General features: G+C 62.4%; 21 protein-coding genes. 13 read left to right on the top strand and 8 right to left on the bottom strand.

What is annotated here, in order from left to right; genetic code table 11:
* The first annotated feature begins 8 nt into the window (after positions 1–8).
* From AC07VU_RS12235 to AC07VU_RS12220, 4 genes are all read left to right on the top strand, one after another.
* Positions 9–1,274 (top strand): c-type cytochrome, encoded by a 1,266-nt coding sequence (locus AC07VU_RS12235; protein WP_457276657.1) that lies wholly within the window; start codon positions 9–11, stop codon positions 1,272–1,274.
* Positions 1,271–1,744 (top strand): (2Fe-2S)-binding protein, encoded by a 474-nt coding sequence (locus AC07VU_RS12230; RefSeq protein ID WP_062822763.1) that lies wholly within the window; start codon positions 1,271–1,273, stop codon positions 1,742–1,744. Before AC07VU_RS12235 ends, AC07VU_RS12230 begins: the two co-directional genes overlap by 4 nt.
* Positions 1,741–3,978 carry a xanthine dehydrogenase family protein molybdopterin-binding subunit gene (locus AC07VU_RS12225; protein ID WP_495029918.1) on the top strand — a complete coding sequence of 746 codons (2,238 nt, stop codon included), beginning with the start codon at positions 1,741–1,743 and terminating at the stop codon, positions 3,976–3,978. The genes AC07VU_RS12230 and AC07VU_RS12225 overlap by 4 nt, the downstream gene beginning before the upstream one ends.
* A gap of 325 nt (positions 3,979–4,303) precedes the next feature.
* Positions 4,304–5,416 (top strand): alkene reductase, encoded by a 1,113-nt coding sequence (locus AC07VU_RS12220; RefSeq protein WP_495029917.1) that lies wholly within the window; start codon positions 4,304–4,306, stop codon positions 5,414–5,416.
* 92 nt (positions 5,417–5,508) lie between these two features.
* On the opposite strand, the gene AC07VU_RS12215 is transcribed toward AC07VU_RS12220, so the two are convergent.
* Entirely contained in the window at positions 5,509–8,388 is a 2,880-nt protein-coding gene (locus AC07VU_RS12215; RefSeq protein WP_495029973.1) for an ATP-binding protein, read from the bottom strand.
* A 309-nt stretch (positions 8,389–8,697) separates the two neighbouring features.
* Between AC07VU_RS12215 and AC07VU_RS12210 the strand changes: the two genes are divergently transcribed.
* From AC07VU_RS12210 to AC07VU_RS12170, 9 genes are all read left to right on the top strand, one after another.
* The gene (locus AC07VU_RS12210) at positions 8,698–9,216 is read left to right on the top strand and encodes a MarR family winged helix-turn-helix transcriptional regulator (RefSeq protein ID WP_007924376.1); all 519 of its coding nucleotides are present in this window, start codon (positions 8,698–8,700) and stop codon (positions 9,214–9,216) included.
* Between the two features lie 162 nt (positions 9,217–9,378).
* The gene (locus AC07VU_RS12205) at positions 9,379–10,557 is read left to right on the top strand and encodes an MFS transporter (protein WP_274303742.1); all 1,179 of its coding nucleotides are present in this window, start codon (positions 9,379–9,381) and stop codon (positions 10,555–10,557) included.
* A gap of 117 nt (positions 10,558–10,674) precedes the next feature.
* Positions 10,675–11,481, top strand: a complete 807-nt coding sequence (locus AC07VU_RS12200; RefSeq protein WP_274303744.1) for an AfsA-related hotdog domain-containing protein — start codon at positions 10,675–10,677, stop codon at positions 11,479–11,481.
* Between the two features lie 49 nt (positions 11,482–11,530).
* A complete protein-coding gene (locus AC07VU_RS12195) occupies positions 11,531–12,229 on the top strand; it encodes an HAD family hydrolase (protein ID WP_495029916.1) in 699 nt (232 codons plus the stop codon).
* Positions 12,229–12,795, top strand: coding sequence for a DUF2165 family protein (locus AC07VU_RS12190; protein WP_495029915.1), 567 nt, complete (start codon positions 12,229–12,231; stop codon positions 12,793–12,795). The genes AC07VU_RS12195 and AC07VU_RS12190 overlap by 1 nt, the downstream gene beginning before the upstream one ends.
* The gene (locus AC07VU_RS12185) at positions 12,792–13,460 is read left to right on the top strand and encodes a hypothetical protein (protein ID WP_274303749.1); all 669 of its coding nucleotides are present in this window, start codon (positions 12,792–12,794) and stop codon (positions 13,458–13,460) included. Before AC07VU_RS12190 ends, AC07VU_RS12185 begins: the two co-directional genes overlap by 4 nt.
* Positions 13,461–13,502: 42 nt before the next feature.
* Complete coding sequence (locus tag AC07VU_RS12180) at positions 13,503–14,732, top strand: efflux RND transporter periplasmic adaptor subunit (RefSeq protein ID WP_274303751.1); 1,230 nt, start codon at positions 13,503–13,505, stop codon at positions 14,730–14,732.
* Complete coding sequence (locus AC07VU_RS12175; protein ID WP_495029914.1) at positions 14,729–17,911, top strand: efflux RND transporter permease subunit; 3,183 nt, start codon at positions 14,729–14,731, stop codon at positions 17,909–17,911. The genes AC07VU_RS12180 and AC07VU_RS12175 overlap by 4 nt, the downstream gene beginning before the upstream one ends.
* Positions 17,912–17,988: 77 nt before the next feature.
* Positions 17,989–18,465: a RidA family protein gene (locus AC07VU_RS12170; RefSeq protein ID WP_495029913.1), complete on the top strand. Its 477-nt coding sequence runs from the start codon at positions 17,989–17,991 to the stop codon at positions 18,463–18,465.
* On the opposite strand, the gene AC07VU_RS12165 is transcribed toward AC07VU_RS12170, so the two are convergent.
* From AC07VU_RS12165 to AC07VU_RS12135, 7 genes are all read right to left on the bottom strand, one after another.
* Positions 18,425–18,772 (bottom strand): hypothetical protein, encoded by a 348-nt coding sequence (locus tag AC07VU_RS12165; RefSeq protein ID WP_495029980.1) that lies wholly within the window; start codon positions 18,770–18,772, stop codon positions 18,425–18,427. The genes AC07VU_RS12170 and AC07VU_RS12165 overlap by 41 nt on opposite strands.
* 512 nt (positions 18,773–19,284) lie before the next feature.
* The gene (locus tag AC07VU_RS12160) at positions 19,285–20,280 is read right to left on the bottom strand and encodes an alcohol dehydrogenase catalytic domain-containing protein (RefSeq protein WP_495029972.1); all 996 of its coding nucleotides are present in this window, start codon (positions 20,278–20,280) and stop codon (positions 19,285–19,287) included.
* A gap of 74 nt (positions 20,281–20,354) precedes the next feature.
* A complete protein-coding gene (locus AC07VU_RS12155) occupies positions 20,355–21,104 on the bottom strand; it encodes a glucose 1-dehydrogenase (RefSeq protein WP_087092257.1) in 750 nt (249 codons plus the stop codon).
* Between the two features lie 638 nt (positions 21,105–21,742).
* Positions 21,743–22,660 (bottom strand): LysR family transcriptional regulator, encoded by a 918-nt coding sequence (locus AC07VU_RS12150; protein ID WP_087092259.1) that lies wholly within the window; start codon positions 22,658–22,660, stop codon positions 21,743–21,745.
* A gap of 8 nt (positions 22,661–22,668) precedes the next feature.
* Positions 22,669–23,226 carry a DUF924 family protein gene (locus AC07VU_RS12145; protein WP_495029912.1) on the bottom strand — a complete coding sequence of 186 codons (558 nt, stop codon included), beginning with the start codon at positions 23,224–23,226 and terminating at the stop codon, positions 22,669–22,671.
* A complete protein-coding gene (locus AC07VU_RS12140; RefSeq protein WP_274303762.1) occupies positions 23,223–24,977 on the bottom strand; it encodes a monovalent cation:proton antiporter-2 (CPA2) family protein in 1,755 nt (584 codons plus the stop codon). The genes AC07VU_RS12145 and AC07VU_RS12140 overlap by 4 nt, the downstream gene beginning before the upstream one ends.
* A 27-nt stretch (positions 24,978–25,004) precedes the next feature.
* Positions 25,005–25,274 carry a hypothetical protein gene (locus tag AC07VU_RS12135; protein WP_053262084.1) on the bottom strand — a complete coding sequence of 90 codons (270 nt, stop codon included), beginning with the start codon at positions 25,272–25,274 and terminating at the stop codon, positions 25,005–25,007.
* Between the last annotated feature and the right edge of the window lie 446 nt (positions 25,275–25,720).

The following is a 25,720-nucleotide window of genomic DNA, read 5'->3' as shown; positions in this document are numbered from 1 at the left end:
GTGACCCGATGAACGCCAGGCAGTTGTGGCTGGGCGCTGTGGTTCTCGCCACGGCAGGCGCGATAGGCGCCGCGCTGTTGATGTGGCGCCCGGCGATCGCGCCGGCCGAACCGCCACAACGCTTCGACGCCGCCCAGGTGCAACGCGGCGCGCGGGTCGCCGAAGCCGGCGATTGCGCGGTGTGCCACACCCGCCCCGGCGGCCGCTACCTGGCCGGCGGGCTGGCGCTGGTGACGCCCTTTGGCACGCTCTACAGCACCAACATCACCCCGGATGCCGAGACCGGGATTGGCCAATGGTCATTGCCGGCCTTCGAGCGGGCGATGCGCGAAGGGGTCGCCCGCGACGGGCATTTGCTGTATCCGGCCTTCCCTTACGCCTACTACCGACGCATGACGGACGGGGACATCACGGACCTTTACGCCTATCTGATGAGCGGCCCCGCCGTGCATTCGCCGGCCATGCAGAACCGGATGAATTTCCCGATGAACATCCGCCCGCTGGTGTCGTTCTGGAACCTGCTGTTCCTGCACGCGGAGCCCTTGGCGCCCGTGGCACAGCAGTCTGCAACCTGGAACCGTGGCCGCTATCTGGTCGAAGGCCCCGGCCATTGCGCCGGCTGCCATTCTCCGCTCAACCCGCTGGGCGCCGAGCAGTCCGCCCAGCATCTTGCCGGCGGGATGGTGGACGGCTGGCAGGCGCCGTCCCTGCTGGGCCTGGCCAACCGCGCCGCGCCCTGGAGCCGCGAGCAATTGGCCGGCTACCTGCGGGCTGAGGTGGTCGAGGGCCATGGCACCGCTGCCGGGCCGATGCGACCGGTCAGCCTCAGCCTGGGCACCATGCCGGGCAGCGACGCCGAGGCCATTGCCGACTACCTGCTGAGCCTCAAGGACCCCGCTCCCGCCGAACCCGCTTCAGCCACCGCGCGCCCTGCCGAGGTGGTCGAGCAGGCGCCTGGCGCCCAGCTGTTCCAGAGTGCCTGCGCCGGTTGCCATGGCCCGGCCGCGCCGATGCGCCAGATCGATGGGCGCCCGGCCCTGGCGCGAACATCGGCGCTGCATGCCTCAAGCGCGCGCAACTTTCTCAAGACCGTGCTCGAAGGCGTGCCCGCCACCCCGGGGTTGCCCGGCCCGGTCATGCCGCCCTTCGCCGCCAGCCTGGACAACCAGCAGCTGGCGGCGCTGGCCTCGTTCCTGCGCGAACAGGCCAGCCCGGGCCAGCCGTGGGCCGACCTTTCCTCCACCCTTCACGAATTACGCCAGGAGGCGCAATGACCCACATGACCCTCAACGTCAACGGCTCGCCCCATGCGCTGGAGCTGGAGCCCGACATGCCGTTGCTGTATGCCCTGCGCAATCACCTGGGGCTCAATGGCGCCAAGTACGGTTGCGGCCTGGGACAATGCGGAGCCTGCACGGTGCTGGTGGATGACCAGCCGGTCTTCTCCTGCCTGACACCCTGCAGCGGCCTGGAGGGCAAGGCCATCCGCACGGTGGAGAGCCTGGGTACGGCGGTGCGTCCGGGGCCTTTGCAAAAAGCCTTTATCGAGGCCCAGGCCGCCCAGTGCGGCTACTGCATCGCCGGCATGCTGATGCGCGCCCAGGCGCTGCTGGAGCGCGACCCTCATCCGGACGAAGCCACCATTGGCGAGCATATGGCGAGCAACCTGTGCCGCTGCGGCACCCACCTGCGGATCATCGACGCCATCGGTCGCGTGGCCAGGCAAGAGCGGAGCGCCCCATGACCCGGCACGATGAAGTCGACCAGGGGCGCCGCGCGTTCCTGCGTGGTGGTGCGCTGATACTGGCGTTCACCCTGGTCCCGGCGGCGCGCCAGGCGCTGGCCGACAGCGAAGTCGATACCCTCGGCACGCTGGTGCTGGCGCCCGATCTCCCGGGCAGCCTGCGCACCAATCCCTACCTCGATGCCTGGATCCGCGTCGCGGCCGAAGGCGTCACCGTCTACACCGGCAAGGCCGAATTGGGGACGGGGGTGAAAACCGCGCTGTTGCAGATTGCTGCCGAACGCCTGGACCTCGCGCCAGGCGCGATCACGCTGCTTACCGCGGACACCGCCCTGACGCCCAACGAAGGCTACACCGCCGGCAGCCACAGCATTTTCGACAGCGGCACGGCCCTGTTCAACGCCGCGGCCCAGGTCCGGCAATTGCTGCTGGCGTCGGCGGCACGCTGTTGGGCCGTCGACGCCGCGCTGCTGACGACGCACGAGGGCGTGATCCAGGGCCCGGCCGGGCAGCGCATGCCTTATGCCGAGGCGGTCAAGGGCGTGGACCTGCACCACTATGCACAGGCGCAATCGCCCTCGATGCCGCCGTCCGCGTTCAAGCTGATCGGCCATTCGCTGCCTCGCCTGGACATCCCGGCCAAGGTCAGTGGCGGCGCCGCGTTCGTCCAGGACCTGCGCCTGCCGGGCATGCTGCATGCCCGGGTGATCCGCCCGCCCCGCCCTGGCTGCGCCCTGGAAGCCTTCGATGCCGAGGCGCTAAAGGCCCTGCCCGGCGTGGTGCGGGTGGTGCAGGACGGCAACTACCTGGCGGTGGTCGCCCGGGATGAGTGGCAAGCCATCAAGGCGATGCGCAGCGGCTATGAGCAGGCCCGCTGGAGCGCTGGAGAGGCGATCCCCGAAGCGCGGGACATCCACGCGCTACTGACCCGCCTGCCCGCGCGCCGCTACCCGATCAGCCATGAAGGCAACCCGGCGGCCGGCGCCAGCGCCAGCTATCGCGCGCGGTTCAGCAAGCAGTACCTGATGCACGGTTCCATCGGCCCGTCCTGCGCCGTGGCCTGGTTCAAGGACGGCGTGCTCACGGTCTGGACCCACACCCAGGGGGTCTACCCGTTGCGCGCGGGGATCGCCGAGATGGTCGGGCTGGCGTCGGAGCGGGTGCGCTGCATCCATACCGAGGGCTCCGGGTGCTACGGCCACAACGGCGCGGACGACGCGGCCGCCGATGCCGCGTTGATCGCGATGCGGCTCGCCGGCACGCCGGTGCGGGTGCAGTGGATGCGCGAGCAGGAAAACCTCTGGGAGCCCTACAGCAGCGCCATGCTCACCGAGGTCCAGGCCAGCCTCGATGCCCAGGGCCGATTGCAGGACTGGGCCTATGAGCTGTGGACCACGCCGCACAACGAACGCATCGTCAATGCCGGCCGCTTGATTCCCGCGCGGCTGTTGGCCCGGCCATTCGTTTCCGCGCCGTCGATCCCCATTGCCCAGCCCGAAGGGGATGGCGATCGCAATGCCGTGCCGCTGTACACCCTGGGGTCCACCCGCATCGACATGAACTTCGTCACCCGCATGCCGTTTCGCACCTCCGCCATGCGCTCGCTGGGGGCCCACATCAATATCTTCGCCATCGAAGCCTGCATCGATGAACTGGCCGCCCGGGCCGGCGCCGATCCGGTGGCCTTGCGCCTCGCCCATCTGAGCGACCCGCGGGCACGGGCGGTGGTCGAACGGGTGCGGGACGCCAGCGGCTGGCCGCACAAGGGCAAGGAGCCCGGCGCGGGCATCGGCTTCGCGTTTGCCCGCTACAAAAACATCATGGGCTACTGCGCCATCGCCGTCCTGCTGCGGGTGCATCCGCAGACCGGCGAGGTCCAGCTCGATCGAGTGGTCACAGCGGTGGACGTGGGCCAGATCGTTAACCCCGATGGCCTGCGCAACCAGGTGGAAGGCGGCATCGTGCAGTCCGCCAGCTGGACCCTGTTCGAAAAGGTCGGCTACGACCCGGGCGGTGTGCGCAGCTACGACTGGAGCGGTTATCCGATCCTGCGTTTTCCGCAGTTGCCCCGGCAGGTCGAGGTGCATTTGCTCGATCAGCCGGGACAGCCGTTCCTCGGCGCCGCCGAGATCGTCCAGGGCCCCATGGCCGCCGCCATCGGCAATGCCGTGGCCAATGCCACCGGCCGGCGCTGGCTGAACCTGCCCCTGACCCGCTCCGAGCAGCCGGCCTAGCCTGGAGCCCGGCGCAGGGCAGGGCCGGGCCGCGACTTCGGCGGCGGCCCTTTCGCAGTCTGCCAAGGCATCGAGGATCGAGCGGGCCAATCGCCGCGCCCGCCATCGACTGCCCGCTCGCCGCGCCATGCATCCGTTGCCCTTCAGGGCGTTGCGTTTCACGCAATGCAGCGTAGAGCGGCGGCTGGATTATCAACCACGGCCCGGCGGATTAGGTTAGTGCCCAGCAAAGACACGCATTCGGCAATCACCTGTTGTTCAACCAGGCACCGTCCGCCTGAGCACCCACGGCATCCCGATCGATGCCCCTCATAAGGAAATACCCATGACTCAGCACCTGTTCCAACCCCTTGCGGTCGGCCCCTACACCCTGGCTCACCGCGTGGCCATGGCCCCTCTGACCCGCTCCCGCGCCGGCCAGCCGGGCGACCTGCCGACCGCCATGAACGCCGAGTATTACCGGCAACGCGCGAGTGCCGCGCTGATCGTTACCGAGGCCACGCAGATTTCCCGCCAGGGCCAGGGCTACGCCTGGACCCCGGGGATCTACAGCGATGCCCAGGTGGCGGCCTGGCGCCAGGTGAGCACCCAAGTGCACGAAGCCGGCGGGCTGATTTTCATGCAGCTATGGCATGTGGGGCGTGTCTCTCACCCGAGCTTCCAGCCCGACAACGCTCTGCCGGTGGCGCCCAGCGCACTGCCGGTTCCAGGCAAGACCTTTATCGTCGACGACGAGGGCAACGGCGTCTGGGGCGATGTGCCGGTGCCGCGCGCCCTGCAAGTGGCGGAGATCGCGCAGATCGTCGACGACTATCGGCGCGCGGCGCGTAACGCCCTGAAGGCCGGCATGGACGGCGTGGAAATCCACGCAGGCAACGGCTACCTGCTCGACCAGTTCATCAACAGCAACAGCAATCAGCGCGAGGACGCGTACGGCGGCAGCGTGGAAAATCGCGCCCGGCTGTTGCTGGAGGTCGTGGAGGCCGTCGCCGATGAGGTGGGCGCCGAACGAGTGGCGGTACGCCTCACTCCCATGGGTCGCTTCATGGGCATGGGCGACGCAACGCCCGAGGCAACCTTCGGCCATATCGTCCGCGCCCTGAACCGCTGGCCCCTGGCCTATCTGCACCTTGTGGAACCGGCCGTGGTCGGCACCGTCAAGGACGAGAACTTCGACCCGCGCTGGGACGCGATCATCGGGCAACTGCGCTCAGAGTGGAACGGCGTGCTGATGCTCGCCGGCGGCTACGATCCGCAATCGGCGGAGCAGGCCCTGGCCGCCAACCGCGCCGACCTGATCGCCTTTGGCAGGCCCTTTTTAGCCAACCCCGACCTGCCCCGGCGGATCCGCGACGGGCTGGCGCTGAATGCCCCCGACCCAAGCACCTTTTTTGGTGGCGATCAGCGCGGATACATCGATTACCCCGTTCATCCATAAGGAGCGATCCCGGTAACCCTGCTCCCGGGTTCATCGAGTCGGCCGCGCTTGCGAGGATGGCCGATACCCGGCGTGCAAAGGGCCGCTTCGGCTTATCGGGGTTCCTCGGGGCCGGTTCCGCCTGCCGGGACGGACGCGATAGCCTGCCGCAGCGTTTCGAGGGTCGCAGGCTTGAACAAGACCTGGTCCATCCCGGCGGCCATGCAGCGCTCCACCGCACTCGCCTCGATGCTGGCCGTCAGGGCAATGATGCGACAGCGTGGCAGGCCGCTGTGGGACTCCTCCCAGCGGATCCGCCTGGCGAGTTCGAAGCCGTCCATCCTGGGCATCATGCCGTCCGTGAGCACGATGTCGAAGTCCGCGCTCAACCAACGCTTGAAGGCTTCCTGCCCGTCTTCCGCAACCACGACTCGATGCCCCAGGGTCTCAAGCTGGGTGTTGAGGGTGACGCGATTGAAGGCGTTATCTTCGGCCAGCAAGATGGACAGTGGCTCCACTTGGGCAGAAACGGGCTGGGCCTGCTGCGCAGCTTCGCCCTCGACAGCGGCTGGAGGGTCGCAGATGGGCAGGTTCAATTCGAGGCTGAAGCACGACCCTTTGCCAGGTTCGCTACGCGGGTTGAGCGTGCCCTCCATCAGTTGCACCAGGCGGCGGCTGATGTTCAGCCCCAGGCCGCTTCCGGACATCTGCTCAGTGCCTGGTACGCCCACCTGGGAGAAGGGTTTGAACAGCTTGCCCATGTCTTCGGCGCCAATGCCGATGCCCGTATCGATGACATCGAGGTCCAGGCGCAAGCTGTCCCCTTCACGGCGGGTGCGGGCCTGCAGGGTGACGCCGCCGCGCTCGGTGAATTTGATGGCGTTGCTGAGCAGGTTGAACAGCACCTGCTTGAAGTGCAGCGGGTCCAGCAGCACCCATGCCTGCAGGTCGCCTTCCACCTTGACGTCCAGGGTGAGGCCTTTTTGTCGCGCCATGCCCGCCACTACCGAGACGACGCCTTCAATCTGGTGTTTGATGAGCACCGGCTCAGGAAACGAATCGATCTTTCCGGACTCGATGCGAGAAATATCCAGCACATTGCCCAGCAGCAACAGCAGCCCCTGAGCCGCTTCCTGGGCCACGGACAGGGATACGCTGTCGGCCTCCCCCTGTTTCGCTCTGCGCAGGGCGAGCTCCTGCAGGCCGATGATCGCGTTCAGCGGCGTGCGTATCTCATGGCTCATCGTCGACAGGAAGACGCTCTTGGCCTGGTTGGCGGCCTCGGCCCGTTCCTCGGCCGCCCGGGTCCTGCGGACCTGGCGTCGCAGGTAGAAGGCCCAGATCAGCGAGATGGCGATCAGGATCGCGAAGAGGCTGCCCAGTTGGAGAATCTTGTCGCGATGGTCACGCCAGAAGTCGCTCCCGCCCCTGGAGAAACGCGGCGCCCAGGCTTTGACTATTTCCGCGACCTCTTCAGGCGTGATTGCCAGCTGCGCCTTCTCCAGGATGCTGCGCAACTCCGGCTGGTTCTTCGCCACCCCGATGCTGATGGGCGTGGAGGTGCTTTGCAGGATTCCGGTGACCTGAATGCGATTGTCGAAGTACTGGGCCGACAGATAGCGGCCGGTGTAGTCGCTGCTCAGGTACACCTCGTTCTGCCCCGAATCGACCGAGCGCATGGCCTCGAGGAACGTGGGGTATACCTTGAGCTGAATCGCCGGATAGTCACGTCTTATGGTATCGATGAAAAAGTAGCCTTCACCCGTCGCCAGCGTCTTCCCATGCAGATCGCCAAGCCCGGTGAAACGCCGGCCGGCGCGGCGGCCAGCACTGGCCGCGGTCATCAGCACGGTGGAGCTACGCAGGTACGGCGGCAAGACATCCAGTGGCGTCTCGAACAGCTCGGACTGAGGCATGGCCGGGGTCAACAGCGCGCGCCCCTCGGCGATGAGCTTGTTGGTTTCAAGGGTGTTTGGCGTGCCCAGGTAGGAGAACTTCAGGCCGCTGCGCTGGCTGATCAACTCCAGGTAGTCGCGGCCAATGCCGGTGACATCGCGGTCCCGTCCCAGCTCGCCCAGTGCCCCAAGCGAGTAATTGATGGCCACGGGGACCTGCGGGTGGCTGTCCAGCCAGCGCTGTTCCGCGGGCGCCAGCTTCACGCGCGCTTCGTCGATGCTCAAGCGGCGGCCGGCGCTCCAGCTGCGCAGGATATCGTCCCCATAGCGCCTGGATATCCCAGGGATCGCCCGGTCGATGATGCCCCTCAGCGGCTCGTCGCCCGGACGCAGAAGGAAGCGGAAACCCTGGCTGTCGACAGGAGCGAAGTTGTCGATGCGCAGACCCAGCAGGTAATGGGTTTGAATCAGGTAATGCGAGGACAGCGCATCCCCCAACACCGCGTCGACATCCCCCAGCACCAGCGCCTCGAGCGCGCGCTGGGGCGAATCGAAAAGCTCGACCTTGCTATGGGGATAGACCTCCCGTACCGCCTGTTGCTGAAGATAGCCGACGGTCATTCCCAAAACGCTACCGGCCTGCTCGGGATCGAAGGGCTGGGCCTGCGACGTCACCAGCACCGGCCGGTCGGGCAGGTAAGCCTCGCTGAGCAGCAGGCCATTTTCCCGGCCTTCGACATCGCTGCCCGCGCCCAGCAGGTCGATCTCGCCACCGCGCAAGGCCGCCAGCGCGGATGCCCGCGACGAGTAGGCGCGCACCTTGGGCGGCCGTTCGAACATCAGGGCCAGATAGTCGGCGGTGATGCCCTGGTAGCGGTCGCCATAGAGCACTGACAGGGGCGGATAATCGAGACGCACGACCCCCACCGTGAGCGGCCCCCGCCCTTCCAGCCACTGCCGCGCCCTGGCATCCAGCCAGGGGTGGCTGCTGGTGGTCATCCGACCGGACAACGCGATGTCTTGCGCGTGAGCCGGAAATATCGGTGAAAGAAAACCCAGCAACAGAATGCCAATAGCTGCGAGGGACCTCAGTAGCATGGGGGAACCTTCCTTGAGGTACTTGCGGGATTTGCGGCAGGTGGCGATCCGCAGGCGGCCACTGCGGCGCGGTCGAAAATGTCGTGAACTCAATTGCAACTCTAGGTCTTGGCGGCTTTGCCGACGGCAAATAGCCCATCCTAGACCATCGAAGGCAGGGGCTGACAGACGAATACCGCACAATGAGCAGCACTGCCTCTCTCTCCCTCCATGATTTATCTGAATTGGTCAGCCCAATTAGCGTTGGCTTGACATCCCGACGACTCGGTCACCAACATGCAGCCGACTACACAGCCATGCACAGATACCATGTTCGAACTGAAAGACCTGCCTTCGCGCGAAACCCTCGAGCACTTCGGCAAGCTCTATGACAACCCTGATGTCGAGGGGCTCTATACCTGGCTGGTATGGGCGTCGGCGACGGATGAAATGCTCTCGGCGTTTAATGCCAACCTCGCGCACGAGAATCTTGCCCAAACACCGTTCTTCGTCCTGCTGCTGCTCAAGCGTAACCCCGGGGGGCTCTCGATCGGCGCGCTGGCTGATGGGGTAGCCGTGGCTTCGCAGACGATGACGCGCGCCATCAAGCAGATGGAAGCTGCCGGTCTTTGCACAAAACATCCGGACCCGGACGATGGGCGCTACTGGATCGTCCGGCTGACCCCGGAGGGCGACAGCACCCTTGGCCGGGTGCTGCCCAAACACTACGAGTGGGTCGCCAAGTTCATGAGCCACTTCAAAGACGATGAGCGCGAGCTTTTGGTGAAGTTGATGATGAGGGTGGCCCCTGCCCTGCGGACAATGCGCCTGGAAACGGAACTCGGCTGATCGGCCGAGTCTTTTAAAAATCGTGTAGCACGCTACACAGCAACCTACAGAAAATTAAACCTTGGGCGGCTCCCTCGCGTCGCGGCCAGTAACGCCGTGACTTCAATGCCCTGGCACCTCTATTGATCGAGATATGTAGCAATGCACACATCTACACAGGATATGGTTCAACAACCCACAGCGACTCTGCTGGTGCAGATGGTGTTCTGCGCGCTCGCCGTGGTCTCTCTCTTGTATATCCCGGTGCCTATCCTGCCCCTTTTGGCACAGGCCTATCAGTTGCCGCAGGAACAGGCTGGCCTCGCACTGGGCGCCTTCGGGTTCGCGTACGCCACGGGTTTTCTGGTGTTCGGGCCTTTATCCGATCGCCTTGGCCGCAGGACGGTCATGGTCAGCGGCCTGGTGCTGCTGGCCATCATCACGCTGGGGCTCGCATGGGCGCAGACGCCGACCCTGTTCATCTGCGGCCGCGCATTGCAGGGGTTCGCCGCCGCCTCCTTCCCGCCCGTGGCCCTCGCCTACTTGTCCGAGCGCGGTACTCCCAAGCAACGTGTGTGGGGAGTGGCCTGGATGAGTACGGCATTCCTGTCGGCAGGTTTGCTCGGGCAGATCTACGGCAGCCTCGTTGCGGGGCGTTGGGGCCTGGGTTACGCCCTTATGCCGCTGGTGGCGATCTATGCCGCGACCGCGTTGCGCCTGGCCACAGTCCCGGAAGGAGCTCGAGCGGTACGTCCGAAGGGCTCAATGTGGGAAGGATATCGGCCCATCTTCACCTTGCTCGGTAACCCGGCCCTGCGCCGTGTCTATCTGCCCGCGCTCCTGCTGCTGATGTCATTCGTCGCCTTTTACATAGGACTGGATATGCACCTGGGCGAGCTCATCGAAAGCCAGGGCATCAGCAGAATGCAAGCGCGTGGCGTGGCGTTGCCGGCGTTTCTCGCGCCACTGCTCGCTGCCAAATTGATTGGTCGCTGGGGAGCCAACCGGGTCGCGACCACGGGGCTTGGCGTCGCGGCGTTTGGACTGGTGCTCTGTGCAAGCGCCGGTCAAGAACACATTCCCCTGCTGCTGGCAGCCAGTGTCGTTTATGTCGCGGGAGTGGCCATCAGTGTCCCCGGGCTGATCGCCCGAATCGCCGCGGCGGCATCGCCCGATGTTCGCGGCCTGGCGGTGTCCTTCTACACCTTCGTGCTCTTTGTCGGGGCGAGCCTTGGACCGTGGCTGGCAAACATCAGTCGCGCCTGGCAGGTGGAATCTTTTCTTCTGGTACTCGCAGCGGGGCTCGGCACTGCAGCGTTGTACAGCGCTGCACGGGTAGATGACAGCTCCCGTGTGCGCTAGTCGAGCGGCCCTGGTTTCCACGCAGGACGTCAGTGGGAAACGGGTCTGTTTTTGTAGTAATCCGGTATCGGCCAAACGACCTGCCGAAGGCCCCGGGTATAGAAAGGGAATCCATTGATGGGTATCTACGTTGTAGTTGCAAACCAGTTCGAAGACTTCGCAAGGCATGAAAACGTGATGTCCTACAGCACGCTGCTGCTGGTGCTAAAGACACCGGGACCATCCGTGCTGAGAGGTTGCAAGGTCGTTGCCGGGCAGGGGCTTGGCCGCAAGGAAATTCAGCATGCCTATCGCATGGCGATCGCCAGCGGGCATGCCGATGAGTTCGATCATTGGGACCTGTGGACGGGCGCGGAGCTGGCGGGCCAGGAGCTCGCCCACAAGCGCCAGCGCAAGAACGTGCTGATCTCCGTTCCGGAGAGGAACGAGGAAGGCCTCTATACCGCCAGCCTCCTGCTCCATGCCGAAAACGAGCTGATGCTCGACCACCTCACTGGACAGCATGTGCAAGGCATGGTGCTGCTCGAAGCGTGCCGCCAGATGTTCCTGGCGGTGACGGAGCGCTTCCATCTGGACGACTACAAACCGCATAAGCGCTACTTCGTCCTCAACGAGATGAATGTCCGCTACACCGCCTTCGCCTTCCCGCTGCCGGCGCAGATCCGCTATCGCTTGATCGACCTGAAGCAACCGCGCCCCGACCGCGTCGAAGTGCAGGCGACGATGGAGGTCTGGCAGGGCGAACAATCCGTCACTGGCGTGGATGTCAAGTTCTGCGTCATGGATGCCGAACGCCTCGGTCTGCGCGAGGCTACGCTCGCCTCTCGCGCCCTGTCCTCACAAGTCGACACCTTGCGCCGCCGCTTGCGCATGACCCCGCATCCGCATGCGCAGTTGATGACCGGGCCGATTCCCACCCTTTGATCCCATCGCCCGCTTGCACCCAGGTGCAAGCGCCTTTCGAGTAATCGTAATGAAAGCACGAAGAATCGCTTTCTTCGACGTCGATGAAACCCTCATCGACCTCAAGAGCATGTTCAGTTTCCGAGCGTTCTACTTTCGCCGGCTATGGGGAGAGGAACGTGGCGGTGAGGCAGAAGTTGCTGCTGCCAAACGTATCGATGAGTACGTCAGGAAAGGTTTCGATCGCTCTGCCATCAACACGCTGTTCTACGAAGACTTCCGCGACCACCAGCCGGATCTAGTGGCCGACGCGGCCCAGGCCTGGTACGTCCAGGAAAGGACGCGCTCGGAATTCTTCATCCGTCCAGTCCTGCAGGCACTTCAGGAGCACCAGGGCAACGGAGACATCGTCGCCTTCGTTTCAGGATCGGCCGTGGAGTTTCTGGCTCCACTGGCGACCGAGCTGGGCGTGCCCCATGTTCTGGCAAACCGGCTGGAAACGCGCGATGGGCGCTTTACGGGCCGGCTCATCCCACCGCAAACCATCGGGCTGGGCAAACAGCAAGCCGCCTTGCGCCTGATGGATACGCTCAGCGTCGATCCAGCCGACTGCTATGGGTACGGCGATCACCTGACGGACCTCCCCCTCCTGATGAGCGTCGGGAAACCTACGGTAGTGGCGGGCGACCCGGCCCTGGTCAGGCATGCGGAGCAACGTGACTGGCCCATCCTCTACCCCGACGCGTCCCTGCATCGAGGAGAACCATGATGTCGTTTCACCCGTTCTCCTTCAGCCGCCTGGCGGTGGTGGCCAGTCTTGCCCTCTGGTTGAGCATCGCCGTACTCAACAACCTCACCGACCCGGAAACCAACCGCTTCCATATCGGCAACACGCTTTCCATGGTGTTGCTGGAAGAAGAGGAACTGCTGGGCGCGGCCCTACGCTGGCGCGCCTGGCCAGCGCACTGGGCCGAAACGGCGCTGTACGCGGTGGCAGGCATCCAGATCGTCGTTTCGATGCTGCTCTGGTATGCGGCATTCGCCTACGCCAGGGCTTGGCGCCTGGGCAGTCGTACCGCGCTGGACGTCGCCCGCAACCGCGCCGTCGTCGCCCTGACCTGCTTCCTGTTGCTGTGGTTCGGCTTCATCTGCGGAGGCCTGTGGTTCGGCTACTGGCTGAAGCAGGGCGCCATTCAATCAGTGCACATGACGCTGATTCTGATAGGCCTGGTGGCACTGCTCTTCGTTCAAGGCGAGCCCCAATCATGGCCAGCTGTACAGCCCGCAGCTCCTGCCACGCCTGGCAGTCAACCACTCGAAAGGAGCCTTCCATGAACTCGCCGGTTCGCACCGCAAGCATTGCCCTCGCCATGGCCCTGGCAGCGATCACTGCCACCGCCAACACCGATTCGCCCAAGGAGAAACCTGCCATGCACCAGCCCGCCACCCGCCCGATCGCAGTGCCTTCCATCTACCAGGAGTCCGCTCGTCGCCAGGTGACTGTCGACGGCGAGCAAGCGCTACTCACCCGCTACGTGCGCAGCGATGGCCGCAACGCAGGGCTGGATGGCGAACACTTCAGCACCCTGGTTTCGGACGCCGGCGTGCTCAAGGGCTTCGCCAATATGTCGCTGGACCTGGTCGGCAAGCCACTGCCGTCGCGCGAACGCTCCGAGGAAATTGCCAGGCTGTTTCTCGAGCAGCATGCCCCCGACCTGATCGAGCGTATGAGGATCAGTTGGATCGAACCCCACGATGAACCGTTGAAGGTTACGCGCGACGGCCACGAAGAGGTCGTGACCTTGAGCGGCATGAAAGTGAAGGCACGCAATCTGGCCGACGGTCGCTGGTTCTGGATCATCGTCGGCAGCGACGGGAAACCCATGGTGTTCGAACGCGACATCGTCTGGATCACCTTCCCCGGCAAGCGCCAGACCGAGAAATGGCTGCATGACAGCTGGCTGGCAAAGCAACCAGGCGCTTGGGCCCAGTCACTCTGACGCCGCCGTCAGGGCCAGGTGAACCATCTTTGGGAGTCAATCATGCGCACCTCCAGTTCCAACAGCCTCAAGCACGCCTTGGCGCTGGTCGCCGTCAGCACGCTGGGCGCTTGCGGCCAGCCCAACCAGGGAGCGAGTACGGAACACCCCCTCCCCGTCGTCAGCGTCGCGGAAGTCGTCGTCCAGTCTCTCGCCGATTGGGACGAATTCTCGGGCAGGCTTCAAGCCCCGGAGTCAGTCGATCTACGGCCGCGGGTCTCCGGGCATATCGACCGAGTGCTGTTTCGAGACGGCTCGCTCGTCAAGAAAGGCGAGCTGTTGTTCCAGATCGACCCCAGGCCCTTGCAGGCGGAGGTCAATCGCCTCGACGCACAACTTCAGCAGGCCAGCGCCAAACAGACCCGCGCCGCCAGTGAAGCCCAGCGCGGCGAGAAGCTGAGGGCCAACCAGGCGATTTCCGCCGAGCTGGCTGACGCGCGCAAGACGGCGCACCAGGAAGCCAGTTCCGCCGTTGCGGCGATCCGCGCCCAACTCGACGCCGCGCGCCTGAATCTGAGCTTCACTCGCATCACGGCGCCCATCGACGGCCGCATCGGTCGCGCGCAGGTAACCGCCGGGAACCTGGTCAATGAGGGGGCCACACTGCTCACCACGCTGGTGGGCACGAAGGAGCTCTATGCGTACTTCGATATCGACGAAGCCACCTACCTGAAGCAGATTCGCCGCATACGAAGCGAAAAGGCCTTCTCCCCTTCCCGTGTGCCGGTGCATTTGGCACTGAGTACCGACGAACGACCCGCGTATGAAGGTCGCCTGGACTTCCTCGACAACCAAGTCAATCCGCGTACCGGTACCCTGCAGGCACGTGCTGTCATCGACAACGGCGAAAACGAGCTGACCCCAGGGCTCTACGTTCGCCTGCAATTACCCGCCAGCGACCGCTACCCCGCCACCCTGGTCCGAGACGAAGCGATTGGCACCGACCTGGGCAATCGCTTCGTACTGGTGCTGGGCAAAGATGCGGTGGTGAGCTATCGCGCCGTCCAGCTTGGCCCCAAGGTCGAAGGCCTGCGCGTGATCCGCGAGGGCCTGAAGGCAGGAGACCGCATCGTGGTCAATGGCCTGCAGCATGCCCGTCCTGGTGCCAGGGTCGCACCGGAACCGGTGGCCATGGCGACCGCTGAGGTGCTGGCCCGTTTGACGCGGCTGAATGCCTCTACCGAACCGACGCCTGTCGCACAACAAGGCCCGGAGCGGAGGACATCGCCATGAACATCTCGCAGTTCTTTGTGCGACGCCCGATCTTCGCCATCGTCCTGTCGCTGCTCATTCTGATCGGCGGAATCGTCTCTCTGTTCCAGTTGCCGGTCAGTGAGTATCCGGAAGTCGTGCCGCCCACTATTGTGGTGCGGGCACAATTTCCGGGCGCGAACCCCGACGTGCTCGGCAAGACCGTAGCCTCACCGCTGGAGCAGGCCATCACCGGCGTGGAAAACATGCTCTACATGTCCTCCCAGTCGACCTCGGACGGCTCGATGACCCTGACCCTGACCTTCGCGCTGGGCACGGACCTCAATGCCGCGCTGGTCCAGGTGCAAAGCCGGGTCACCCGCGCGACCACCCAGCTGCCTCCCGATGTCCAGCGGCTGGGCGTGACCGTGGACAAGACGTCACCGGCGCTGGCCCAGGTCGTTCACCTGTATTCGCCGAGCGGCCAGTACGACCCGACCTATCTTGCCAACTACCTGACCATTCACGTCATCGACGAGCTGTACAAGATCGAGGGTGTCAGCGACATCCGCCTGCTGGGGATGGGCGATTATGCCCTGCGGGTCTGGCTGGATCCGGACAAGGTGGCTTCCTACAACCTGGCCGCGACGGATGTGATACGCGCCATCCGCGAGCAGAACCGGGAGGTCGCCGTCGGCTCGCTCGGCGCACCGCCAAACGCGAGCGACAACGCCTTCCAGTTGCTCATTAACGCCCGAGGCAGGCTGGTCGACGAGGACGAGTTCGAGCGCATCATCGTGCATGTCGGCGAGCGCGGCGAAATCGTCCGCCTGCGCGACGTCGCACGCATCGAACTGGGCTCGAGCCAGTACGCCCTGCGCGCGCACCTCGACGGTCGCCCTTCCACCGCCTTGCAGATTTTCCAGGACGCGGATGCTAACGCCATCGAGCTGTCCGACCGGATTCGCAAGCGGATGAGCGAGCTCGCTCAAGACTTCCCACCGGGCGTCGAACACTCGATCGGCTACGACCCCACCATCTTTGTGCGCAGTTCCATCACCGCGGTGGTGTATACGCTGCTGGAGGCCGTCGCGCTCGTTGTGCTGGTGGTCATCCTCTTTCTGCAGACATGGCGCGCGTCGATCATTCCGCTAGCCGCAGTGCCAGTGTCCCTGATCGGCACACTCGCGGTCATGCAACTGCTGGGCTTTTCCATCAACGCGCTATCGCTGTTCGGCCTGGTGCTGGCTATCGGTATCGTAGTCGACGACGCCATCGTCGTGGTGGAGAACGTCGAGCGCAACATCGACATGGGCAAGTCGCCGGTAGAGGCGACCCGCCAGGCCATGAAGGAAGTGACCGGCCCGGTCATCGCCACCGCCCTGGTTCTATGCGCGGTGTTCATTCCGAGCGCTTTCATCTCCGGCCTCACCGGGCAGTTCTACCGGCAATTCGCGCTCACCATCGCGATATCGACGGTGATCTCGGCGTTCAACTCGTTGACCTTGTCGCCCGCCCTGGCCGCGATACTGCTCAAAGGCAAGGACGCACCCAAGGATCGTCTGTCGAAGCTGATCGACCGACTGTTCGGGGGCTGGCTGTTCGCTCCGTTCAACCGACTGTTCCAGCGGGCAAGTGCAGGTTATGTCAGCCTCGCCACGCGACTGCTGCGAGCGGGCGCCATCGTCCTGATGTTGTATGTCGGCCTGGTGGGACTGGCCTATCTGGGGCTGGAGAAAACCCCCACAGGCTTCATCCCTCAGCAGGACAAACAGTACCTGGTCGCCTTTGCCCAGTTGCCCGAAGGCGCCAGCCTGGACCGTACCGAGGCCGTCATCCTGAAGATGTCCGTGCTTGCCCTGAAACATCCGGGGGTGGCCAATACCGTGAGTTTCAGCGGCCTGTCCATCAACGGCTTCGTCAACAGCACAAGCGCGGGGCTCATGTTCATCCCGCTCAAATCCTTCGATGAACGCAAGGACGCCTCGATGTCCGACACCGCCATCGCCCAGGCCTTGGCCGCCGAGTATGGGCGAATCCAGGAGGCCTTCGTGATGGTGGTTCCCCCACCGCCAGTGGAAAGCCTGGGCTCTATCGGGGGCTTCCGAGTGCAGATCGAGGACCGCGGCAGCCTGGGGCATGAAGCGCTCTACCAGCAGATTCAGTCGCTGGTGGACAAAGCCAGGGCGCTACCCGAACTGGCCGGCGTCTTCTCCAGCTACCAGGTGAACGTCCCGCAGATCGACGCGGATATCGATCGGGACAAGGCCAAGGTCCATGGGGTGGCGATCGACGAAATCTTCGACACCCTGCAGGTCTACCTGGGCTCGATGTACGCCAACGACTTCAACCGCTTCGGGCGGACCTACCACGTCAATGTCCAGGCCGAGCAGGCATACCGCGTGGCGCCGGAGCAGATCGGCAGGCTGAAAGTACGCAACCGGCAGGGCGACCTCATTGCGTTGTCATCCTTCGTCCGGATACGGGAGTCGTCCGGTCCCGACCGAGTGATGCATTACAACGGTTTCCTGTCCGCCGAGATCAACGGCAGCCCGGCTCCGGGGTACAGCTCCGGCCAGGCCCAGGCAGCCATGGAGCGGCTGTTGCAGCAGGAACTGCCCAACGGCATGGCCTATGAGTGGACCGAACTGACCTACCAACAGATTCTCGCCGGCAATACCGCCCTATTGGTTTTCCCCTTGTGTGTGCTGCTGGCCTTCCTGGTGCTGGCCGCGCAGTACGAGAGCTGGAGCCTGCCGCTGGCGGTGGTGCTGATCGTTCCGATGACCCTGCTGTCGGCCATTACCGGGGTGCTGCTCAGCGGCGGGGACAACAACATCTTCACCCAGATCAGCCTGATCGTATTGGCAGGGCTCGCATGCAAGAACGCCATCCTGCTGGTGGAGTTTGCCCGGGAGAAACAGCAGCAGGGCCTGGATTGCGTCAGCGCAGTGCTAAAGGCCTGCCATCTGCGGTTACGCCCGATTCTGATGACGTCCATCGCCTTCATCATGGGCGTGGTGCCTTTGGTGTTGTCCTCCGGTGCCGGCGCCGAGATGCGCCGGGCCATGGGCATCGCGGTGTTCTCGGGGATGGTCGGTGTCACCTTCTTCGGCCTGCTCCTGACCCCGGTCTTCTATGTATGGCTGCGTCGCCTGGTGGAAAGACTCACCCAACGGCACACCGCCATGAAGAAGGTGTTTTGGGAGGACAAAACATGAGTCGCCTGCTATCGGCTCTTGGCGGAGGCTGGCAGCCCGGTTGAAGCAGCATTTTTTGTCGAAGGAGAAGTCGCGTTATGAAAGCTCTTGCAGTTGCCTGTGTACTGGCAGGCCTGATCAATGCTCTGCCCGCATCGGCGGCAGATAGCCCCATTTCCGCTAATGGAGAAACCTCAGTGGTCATCAGAAAGAACTATCCCACCCTGCCCGAACCGGCCGGCCCCTACTCCGTTTCGGTTCGTCACAACGGCACCCTGTACCTGTCCGGCATGACAGCCTTCGGTACGCCGGCCCAGGGCAAAGACATCGCCAAGCAGGCCGAAGCCATATTCGAACAGGTCAAGCGCGTCACCCAGGCTGAGGGGATCGCTATGCGCGACCTCATCAAAGTGACCATCTTCGTGACCTCGATGGACGAAGTCGGCGCATTGCGTGAAGTCCTGTCGAAGAACTATGGCGGTGCCTACCCGGCCAGTTCGCTGGTGAGGGTGGCCGGCTTGTTCTCGCCAGAGGTCAATATCGAGATCGAGGCGGTATTCGCAGTACCTGGCTGAGTTCGGCCATCGAACCTGTGGATGGCCCCTCATCGGAGAAGAGGCGCCATCCGGTGAGGAACCGTTCGCGGCGTGTTTGCTTGCGCTTGCCGGCGTATTCGAAATCGGAAAAACTCACCCGGCTCATGGCGCACTCGGGGTAGGTGGCGAGGCCGTATTTCAGCAGGCTTGGGGAAGGGCAAAAAAAGCCACTCATCTGAGCGGCTTTTTTCTTGATCTTGGAGCGGGAAGCGAGACTCGCATCTGGATGCCCTACCCATTGAAACTTAAAGGGTTTCTTTTCTTGCCGAAGCAGGAAAAGACTCAACTCCGGACCTGTCTTTGGGGTGTATCAAGGGCCAAGAAGGAGTGATTCCAAGCTACGCTATTGGATTCTACCCATAGTCAATCGGATGAACGATCATCAAGCCGGCGCGCCTGTTTTCACAAGATGTAGTGGCTCGACCACTGGTTGATGCCCCGCCTGTAATAGACTTGGCGCTCGCCTGGCATCCGGAGAATCACCCGGTGACATTAACAGCATTCCTGAAAGCATTTCTCTTTCGCAGCGTCACAGCCAGAAACACCACAGGTAACAGCCAAGACGAGAAGTAAGTACCTCAATTCGGAATTCATCTTAATTTTCTGCTTACTTCGACTTTCCAACTTGTGTCGCCATCACATCGCTCAACACGTGGCTGACATACTGCTGTTGGTAAGTGTAGGTGAGTTGTACCTTCTGGTACTCCATCAACTTGGGATCGATTGAGGATCGATCTGACAGTCAGAACTGAAGAACCTGGCAACTGTCAGATCAGACCCGCACTTCTACACAATGCGTTAAATCGTAAGCACCGAACGAAATTTCGCTTTGCTCATATTCAGGAAGACTTCCTCTGCGTCTTCAAGCGGATAGGTTTCAATCATTGCTCGCACCCCCTTGAGCGCCGCAAATGCCATAGTTTCCTCGCTGTCTTTGGCATTGCCACTATACCAACCAGCGATACTACGCCGACCAAATACCAGTAAGTCAGGGGAAACACCCAGAGGCTGATGGTCGGTCGCTACAAACACAAGACGACCATTAGGCTTGAGACCCAAGGTCAGATCCACCTGTGATGCGCTTGATCCTACCGTTGAGAGCACTACTGTCGCTCCACCTAAACGGGCCAGGGCCTCCCCTGCACTCCCCTCAGTACTGTCGATGTATTCGTCAGCTCCAAGCTTGCGGGCCAGGGCTTCCTTGGCGCGACCACGGCTCACCGCTACCGTGCGGAACCCCATTTTATTCGCAAACTGAACGGCAAGATGGCCTAACCCTCCCACGCCATGAATCGCAACTGTATCGCCCGGACGAGCGCCAGAATGACGTAACGCGTTGAATGTTGTAATACCCGCACACATCAGCGGAGCAGCCTCCGCAAAAGACAGCACATTGGGAATCCGCGCTAGAGCATCTTGCGGTACCACCATATATTCGGCATACCCTCCATCGTAACTCGCCCCCACGATCATACGGTCGGTGCAGTTGGTGAAGTCGCCCTGACGGCAATACTCACAGTTAGAACAACTCCCCCCGTGCCAGCCAACTCCCACACGGTCTCCAGGTTTCCAGGTCGTCACCTCGGCGCCTACCGAGTCGATCTCACCGGCCACTTCATGCCCAGGTACTCGGGGATAAGTCACACCCAGCATGCCCATTCGAGCAATATTTTCCCCAGCACAGACGCCACACGCATGTACTTTGACCCTAACCTGTCGTGGACCAGGTACGGGTACGGGAACCTGGGACACGACGAAAGTTCCACCTACCTCTACGGCCTGTACCGCCTTCATTAGCATTGTCTCAGTCATTACACACCTCCCAATTAGAGGGCAATAGAAACCGGATGCGGTTTCGTTTGCCCGATTCAGTTGCTTGAGCCGCCATTCATCAGAATTTCTTCACCGGTAATGAAGAACGATTGGTCGCTGGCGAGAAATTCCGCGATATCAGCGACATCTTGTGCCTTTGCGAGCCTCCCAATCGGGATCGTCTCGAGCAAACTCTTTTTGTAAGGATCGTCGTCACCGACTCCGGTGAAGATGCCGGCGCCGTCGATCGGGCCAGGGACAAGTGAATTGACGGTGACTTTGCGATGACCGATTTCCTGGGCTAACACCCGCACGAGATATTTCGGCGCGGATTTGCTAGTCCCGTAAAGACCAAGTCCTGGTTGCGGGCGCGATGTCGAGCTGGAGGCAATATTGATGATTCGGCCGCCATCAGCGATGTGGCGAGCTGCAGCCTGCATGACGAAGTAGGGACCCTTGGTGTTAACGCGAAAGAGTAGATCAAAGTCCTCCTCGGTCACGTCGACCACCTGAATGTTGACCTTTTCTATGCCCGCGTTGGCCACGACAATATCGATTTTGCCGAATGTCCTGAGCCCGGCCTGAAACAACGCTTCAATTTCAACAACGTTGGACACATCTGCTTGTACGCTGATCGCCTTGACACCTTCAGCTATCGCCGCAGCCACTACTTCATCAGCAGGTGCTTTGTCTCTCGAGTAATTGATCACGACATTGGCACCGCGTTCGGCCAGGCGTAGCGCAATGGCGCGCCCGAGCCCCTTGGACGATCCCGTGACTATTGCAACTTTTCCTTGCAAACTCATGACTGCATACTCCTGTTAATTAACTGCGTTGAATAAAACTGGAGGCGTGGGGTATGTGAGTGTATTCGACGAAGTCGTCAATCAAGGTCATCCTGTTTACAGCCAGATAGTCCTCTATGTCTGAAGATTAAGTGTAATTAATCGGACCTCAATGGAAAGCCCATAAAATCCAGACAAACAATCCAGGAAAAACATCCAATCCCTTGCGGATACTGCTTGTACAGCTTGGCAACCGTTTCTGGCTTCGAGGCGTCAAGTTCTATGACCTCAACTTGATAGGCTGGTTGATAGATCGCTTTATTCGAAGTGGCAAACCTCTCCGTGTTTGTTCGTCTCTGAACATCAGAATCAGCAAGTGTCTATCGGTCTGGATAACGGCCACAGCGACTGACACTCCTCCTGCACATATATAGATGAGACGACCACATCGGTCCGACCACCCTCCAGGACTTCAACTTCGATACAAATATTGCGCCCTTGCATAGCACCTCCGACATTGGCGAAGTACTGGAGGTCAAACTGATGACCGGCCATAGTTATAACGTGGAGGTGGCCAGTAACTTCATTCTGCCCAATCTGATCAAGGCCGAGGCAAAGTCCGCGCCGCGAGTGGCGGATGCTGAACGAACATGAGCGGATCAGAGCGAATCCGGAGACTCAAGAGATGACAGCATCAACACCTCAAACCATTCGATGAACGCATTGAGCCGACGCGAGCGTTGGCGTCGATGTGGATACAACAGCGAGACAGGCATCGACGCGGCCCGAAACTCGGGCATGACTTCCACCAATTGCCTGGAATCGAGCAGGTGCTGCACATCGAACCGGGGGATCTGAATCAACCCCATTCCCGCCATGCAGCAGGCGATATAGCTCTCGGCGTTATTGACGATCACCCAGCTGGGTACTGCCACCTCATGGGTCTTGCCATCGCTTACATACTCCCAAGGTAGCTCACGACCGTTATTCGGCGAGGCATACCCTACCGAGAAGTGCCCATGTGCCAGGTCTCCCGGCTCCTTCGGGGTGCCATGCTGGCGAAGATAATCAACAGAGGCACAGTTGATCAGCGCGATATGCCCGATCGTCCGGGCGAACAGACTGCTGTCGAGCAGATGACCAACGCGGACGACGCAGTCGACCCCTTCCTGCACCAGATCGATAGCGCGATCTGTGGAGCCCAAGGCGAGCTGCAGCTCTGGATAGCTGCGCTTGAGAGTCGGCAGGGCCGGTGCGATCAGCCTTCGGGCTATACGGCTGGGAACATTGATGTTCAAACGTCCAGAGACCTGGTGTTGATGCAGCTGAAACAGCCGCTGGATGTCGTCAGCATCCGCCAGTAGCCGTCGTACCCGCTCCAGCAACTGAGTGCCATCGGCGGTCAATTGCACCCGTCGTGTCGTTCGATGCAATAGCCGTACGCCCAGATCTGTCTCCAACTCCTGAATAGCGGCAGATACCGAAGCCCGCGGCAATTCGAGCATGTGGGCCGCCTTGATGAAGCTGCCCATTTCGGAGACCTGGATGAAAATACGGTACTGGATAAGCTTGTCCATAATAATGCCTAGCCGGCGAAGCCCCCCTCCTCCAGAAAACGCTTTTCCTCAGGCGTACTCTCGCGTCCGAGCAGCCGATTGCGATGGGGGAAACGAGCAAATCGGCGGATGACATCCCGATGCCCTTCGGCATGGGCGAGCCAGGGTTGCCCCAATCGAGTATTGAGCAGGACCGAAAAATCCTGGTCGACGAGGTCCTCGGAATGGGCAAAGGGCAGGCAGAAGAACAGCCTCAGGTCAGCATCGACCGCCTCCATATGCCCCGCTGCCTGCGCCAGGCGGGCGACATGTCGGGCCTGGGTATCCGTTGCGTACATGTCCGCGGTGCCACGAAAGGCGTTGCGCGGAAACTGGTCGAGCAGGATCAGCAGCGCCAGCGCGCCCTCGGGGGTATCCAGCCAGGCGTCGCGTTCACCGCGAACCACCGACCGATGCAGGTCGAGAAAACGCTCGCGAAAGCGTCGGTCGAACGCTGGGTCCTTGGCGAACCACTGACTGGCGCCCGCCCCCCGCCAGAACCGGACGACGGCAGTTGCCTGCGTGTCGATGATAGAGGCCATGATCATCGGTCCTTGGCGACCGCATTGCCCAGGATCATGGACTTGCCGGCATAAATGCCACCCGCTACTTCCAGCACCAGGCGCTCGGCGTCCTTGCGGCGTAGATCGGCGGCAATCTCCTCGGCCCCATCGGGTGTTGCACCCAGCACCTTCGATGCCTCTTGCCCAAAGGTCATGGCCGACTCGAAGGTGACGCGGATCTGGTAATCCACATCGGCGTTGATCAGTTCGATAGCGTGCTCCCGGTCGAGTGCGCGTGCCAGCACACGGGCATGGGGGAACCGGGTCTTGGCATACTCGACGATTCGCGTGGCGGCCTTGCGGTCGTCGACGCATACCAGGATGGCGCGGGCGTGGTGCGCCCCGGCGGCATGCAATATGTCGGGGTAGGTGCCGTCGCCGTAGTACACCTTGAAGCCGAAATCCTTGGCGTCGCGTATAACCTGAGGCTGGTTGTCGATGATGGAGATATCGGCGCCCATCGCCAGCACATGCTGACTCACGATCTGCCCAAAACGGCCAAAGCCGATGATCAGCACGCTGCCGGCCAGATTCTCCGGCGCCTGCGTGCCTTCCAGGGAGGCTCCGTGCTTGGGTCCCCAACGCCGGTAGACGATGACCACCAACGGCGTCAGAGCCATGGAGAGCACGACCACGGCAGTCATGTTGGCGTTGACCTGCGGGGCTATCACCCCACTGGCCAAGGCGGCGCCAAAGAGCACAAAGGCGAACTCACCGCCCTGGGCCATCAGCACGGCCCGGTCCATGGCATCGGCGTGGGAACTCCTCGTCAGCCGCGCCAGGCTGTAGATACACAGTGACTTGACGGCCATCATCGCCAGCACGCCGGCGACGATGAGCGGCCAATTGCGTGCGACCACCGTCAAGTCCAGCGACATCCCGACGCCCAGGAAGAACAGCCCCAGCAATAAACCACGGAAGGGTTCGATATCCGCCTCGAGCTGGTGACGGAAAGTCGACTCCGACAACAGCACCCCGGCGAGGAAGGCCCCCATGGCCATGGACAGACCGCCCAGTTGCATCAACAGTGCCGCGCCCAGCACCACCAGCAATGCGGCCGCGGTCATCACCTCGCGCGCCCTGGAGTTGGCCAGGATGTAAAACAACGGGTTGAGCAGCCAGGTCCCCACGGCGACCAGCGCCGCGAGTGAACCTGCCGCGATGCCGATACTGGCCCAGCGCGAGTCGGCAACCGGTGCAGAAGGATCGAGAGGGGCGATAAACGCCACCAGCGCCAACAGCGGTACGATCAACAGGTCTTCGAAAAGCAGTATCGCCACGATTTTCTGCCCGCGTGCTGCGGCAACGTCGCCACGCTCGCCCAACAACTGCATGACGATGGCGGTGGACGTGAGCACAAAGCCCGTCGCGCTGACGAAAGACACCGCCAGCGGAAAACCGAACGCCAACCCTACCCCGGTCAGCAACACACCGCAGGTCAGTGTCTGCAGACTGCCCAGGCCGAAGATGTCGCGCCGCATGCTCCACAGATGAGAGGGGCGCATTTCCAGCCCGATGACAAAGAGAAACATCACCACCCCTAGCTCGGCGGTGTGCAAGATGGTCTGCGGGTCGTTGAACAGGCCCAGCCCGAAGGGACCGATCACCAGCCCCGCCGCCAGATAGCCCAGTACGGAGCCCAGGCCCAGGCGTTTGAACAGAGGCACTGCCACCACCGCCGCCCCCAGTAAGGTCACGACCTTGACCAGATCACCCGCGCTGCCCTCTACCGACATAAATGAATCTCCCGTATCCAAGGCATGTCAGGCACGGGCGAACTGCCAGAGAGCAATGCCCGCGGCCAGGGTAGGCATGGCGAAGACCAGTAACAGGATAGGCAACTCTTGGCGCACGCTATAACCCGCGTAGGTGACACCCACCCACATATTGATGCCTGCCATCAGAAGCCAGAAAGGGACAAAGGCCTTGGTCGCCAGAGCCATGCCCAGGCTGTCCCCGCCCCAAAGCCAGCCGAACAGAATAAACACCAACAGAAGGAGCAGACCTCCCGCCATGACCATCAGTACATGCATGTCCAACCTCCTGGTTCGCGCAACGTCAGGCTGGTCAAAACGCCCTGCCCCGACAAGCCTCGCGCAATAAGCAAAAAACGCTGTTGCGCCTCGCGGGCACAGGCGAAAATACCGATGTTGAGAAGCCACAAACCGCCCATGCATCGGGTGCGCTGTCCTGCATGGGCAATCGAAAGGGAGCCGCGGCGCTTCGCGTAGAATCGCCCCCCCTGCAAGACTGTGCCCTACCGCAGGAACCGCCACGACAGCCCCATAGGCGTACAGCTCTGTTGCAGTCAAGCGAAACCATCTGGTTCAGGTCGCGTGCAAGCAGACCACCCAAGACCCTGGCCTCACTACCGGCGAGAAATACAATTGCTCCAGTGACAGAATGGCGACCATGGGAAATATCCGCCCTGCCTGCTGGATAGCGTTGAAGTCTAGGTAAGAGGGACTGACAGATAAAC

It is taken from the genome of Pseudomonas sp. GW821-FHT02B10, from assembly GCF_059421865.1.
The sequence above is the reverse complement of the archived record's forward strand: the minus strand, read 5'-3'. Positions and strand labels throughout refer to the sequence as shown.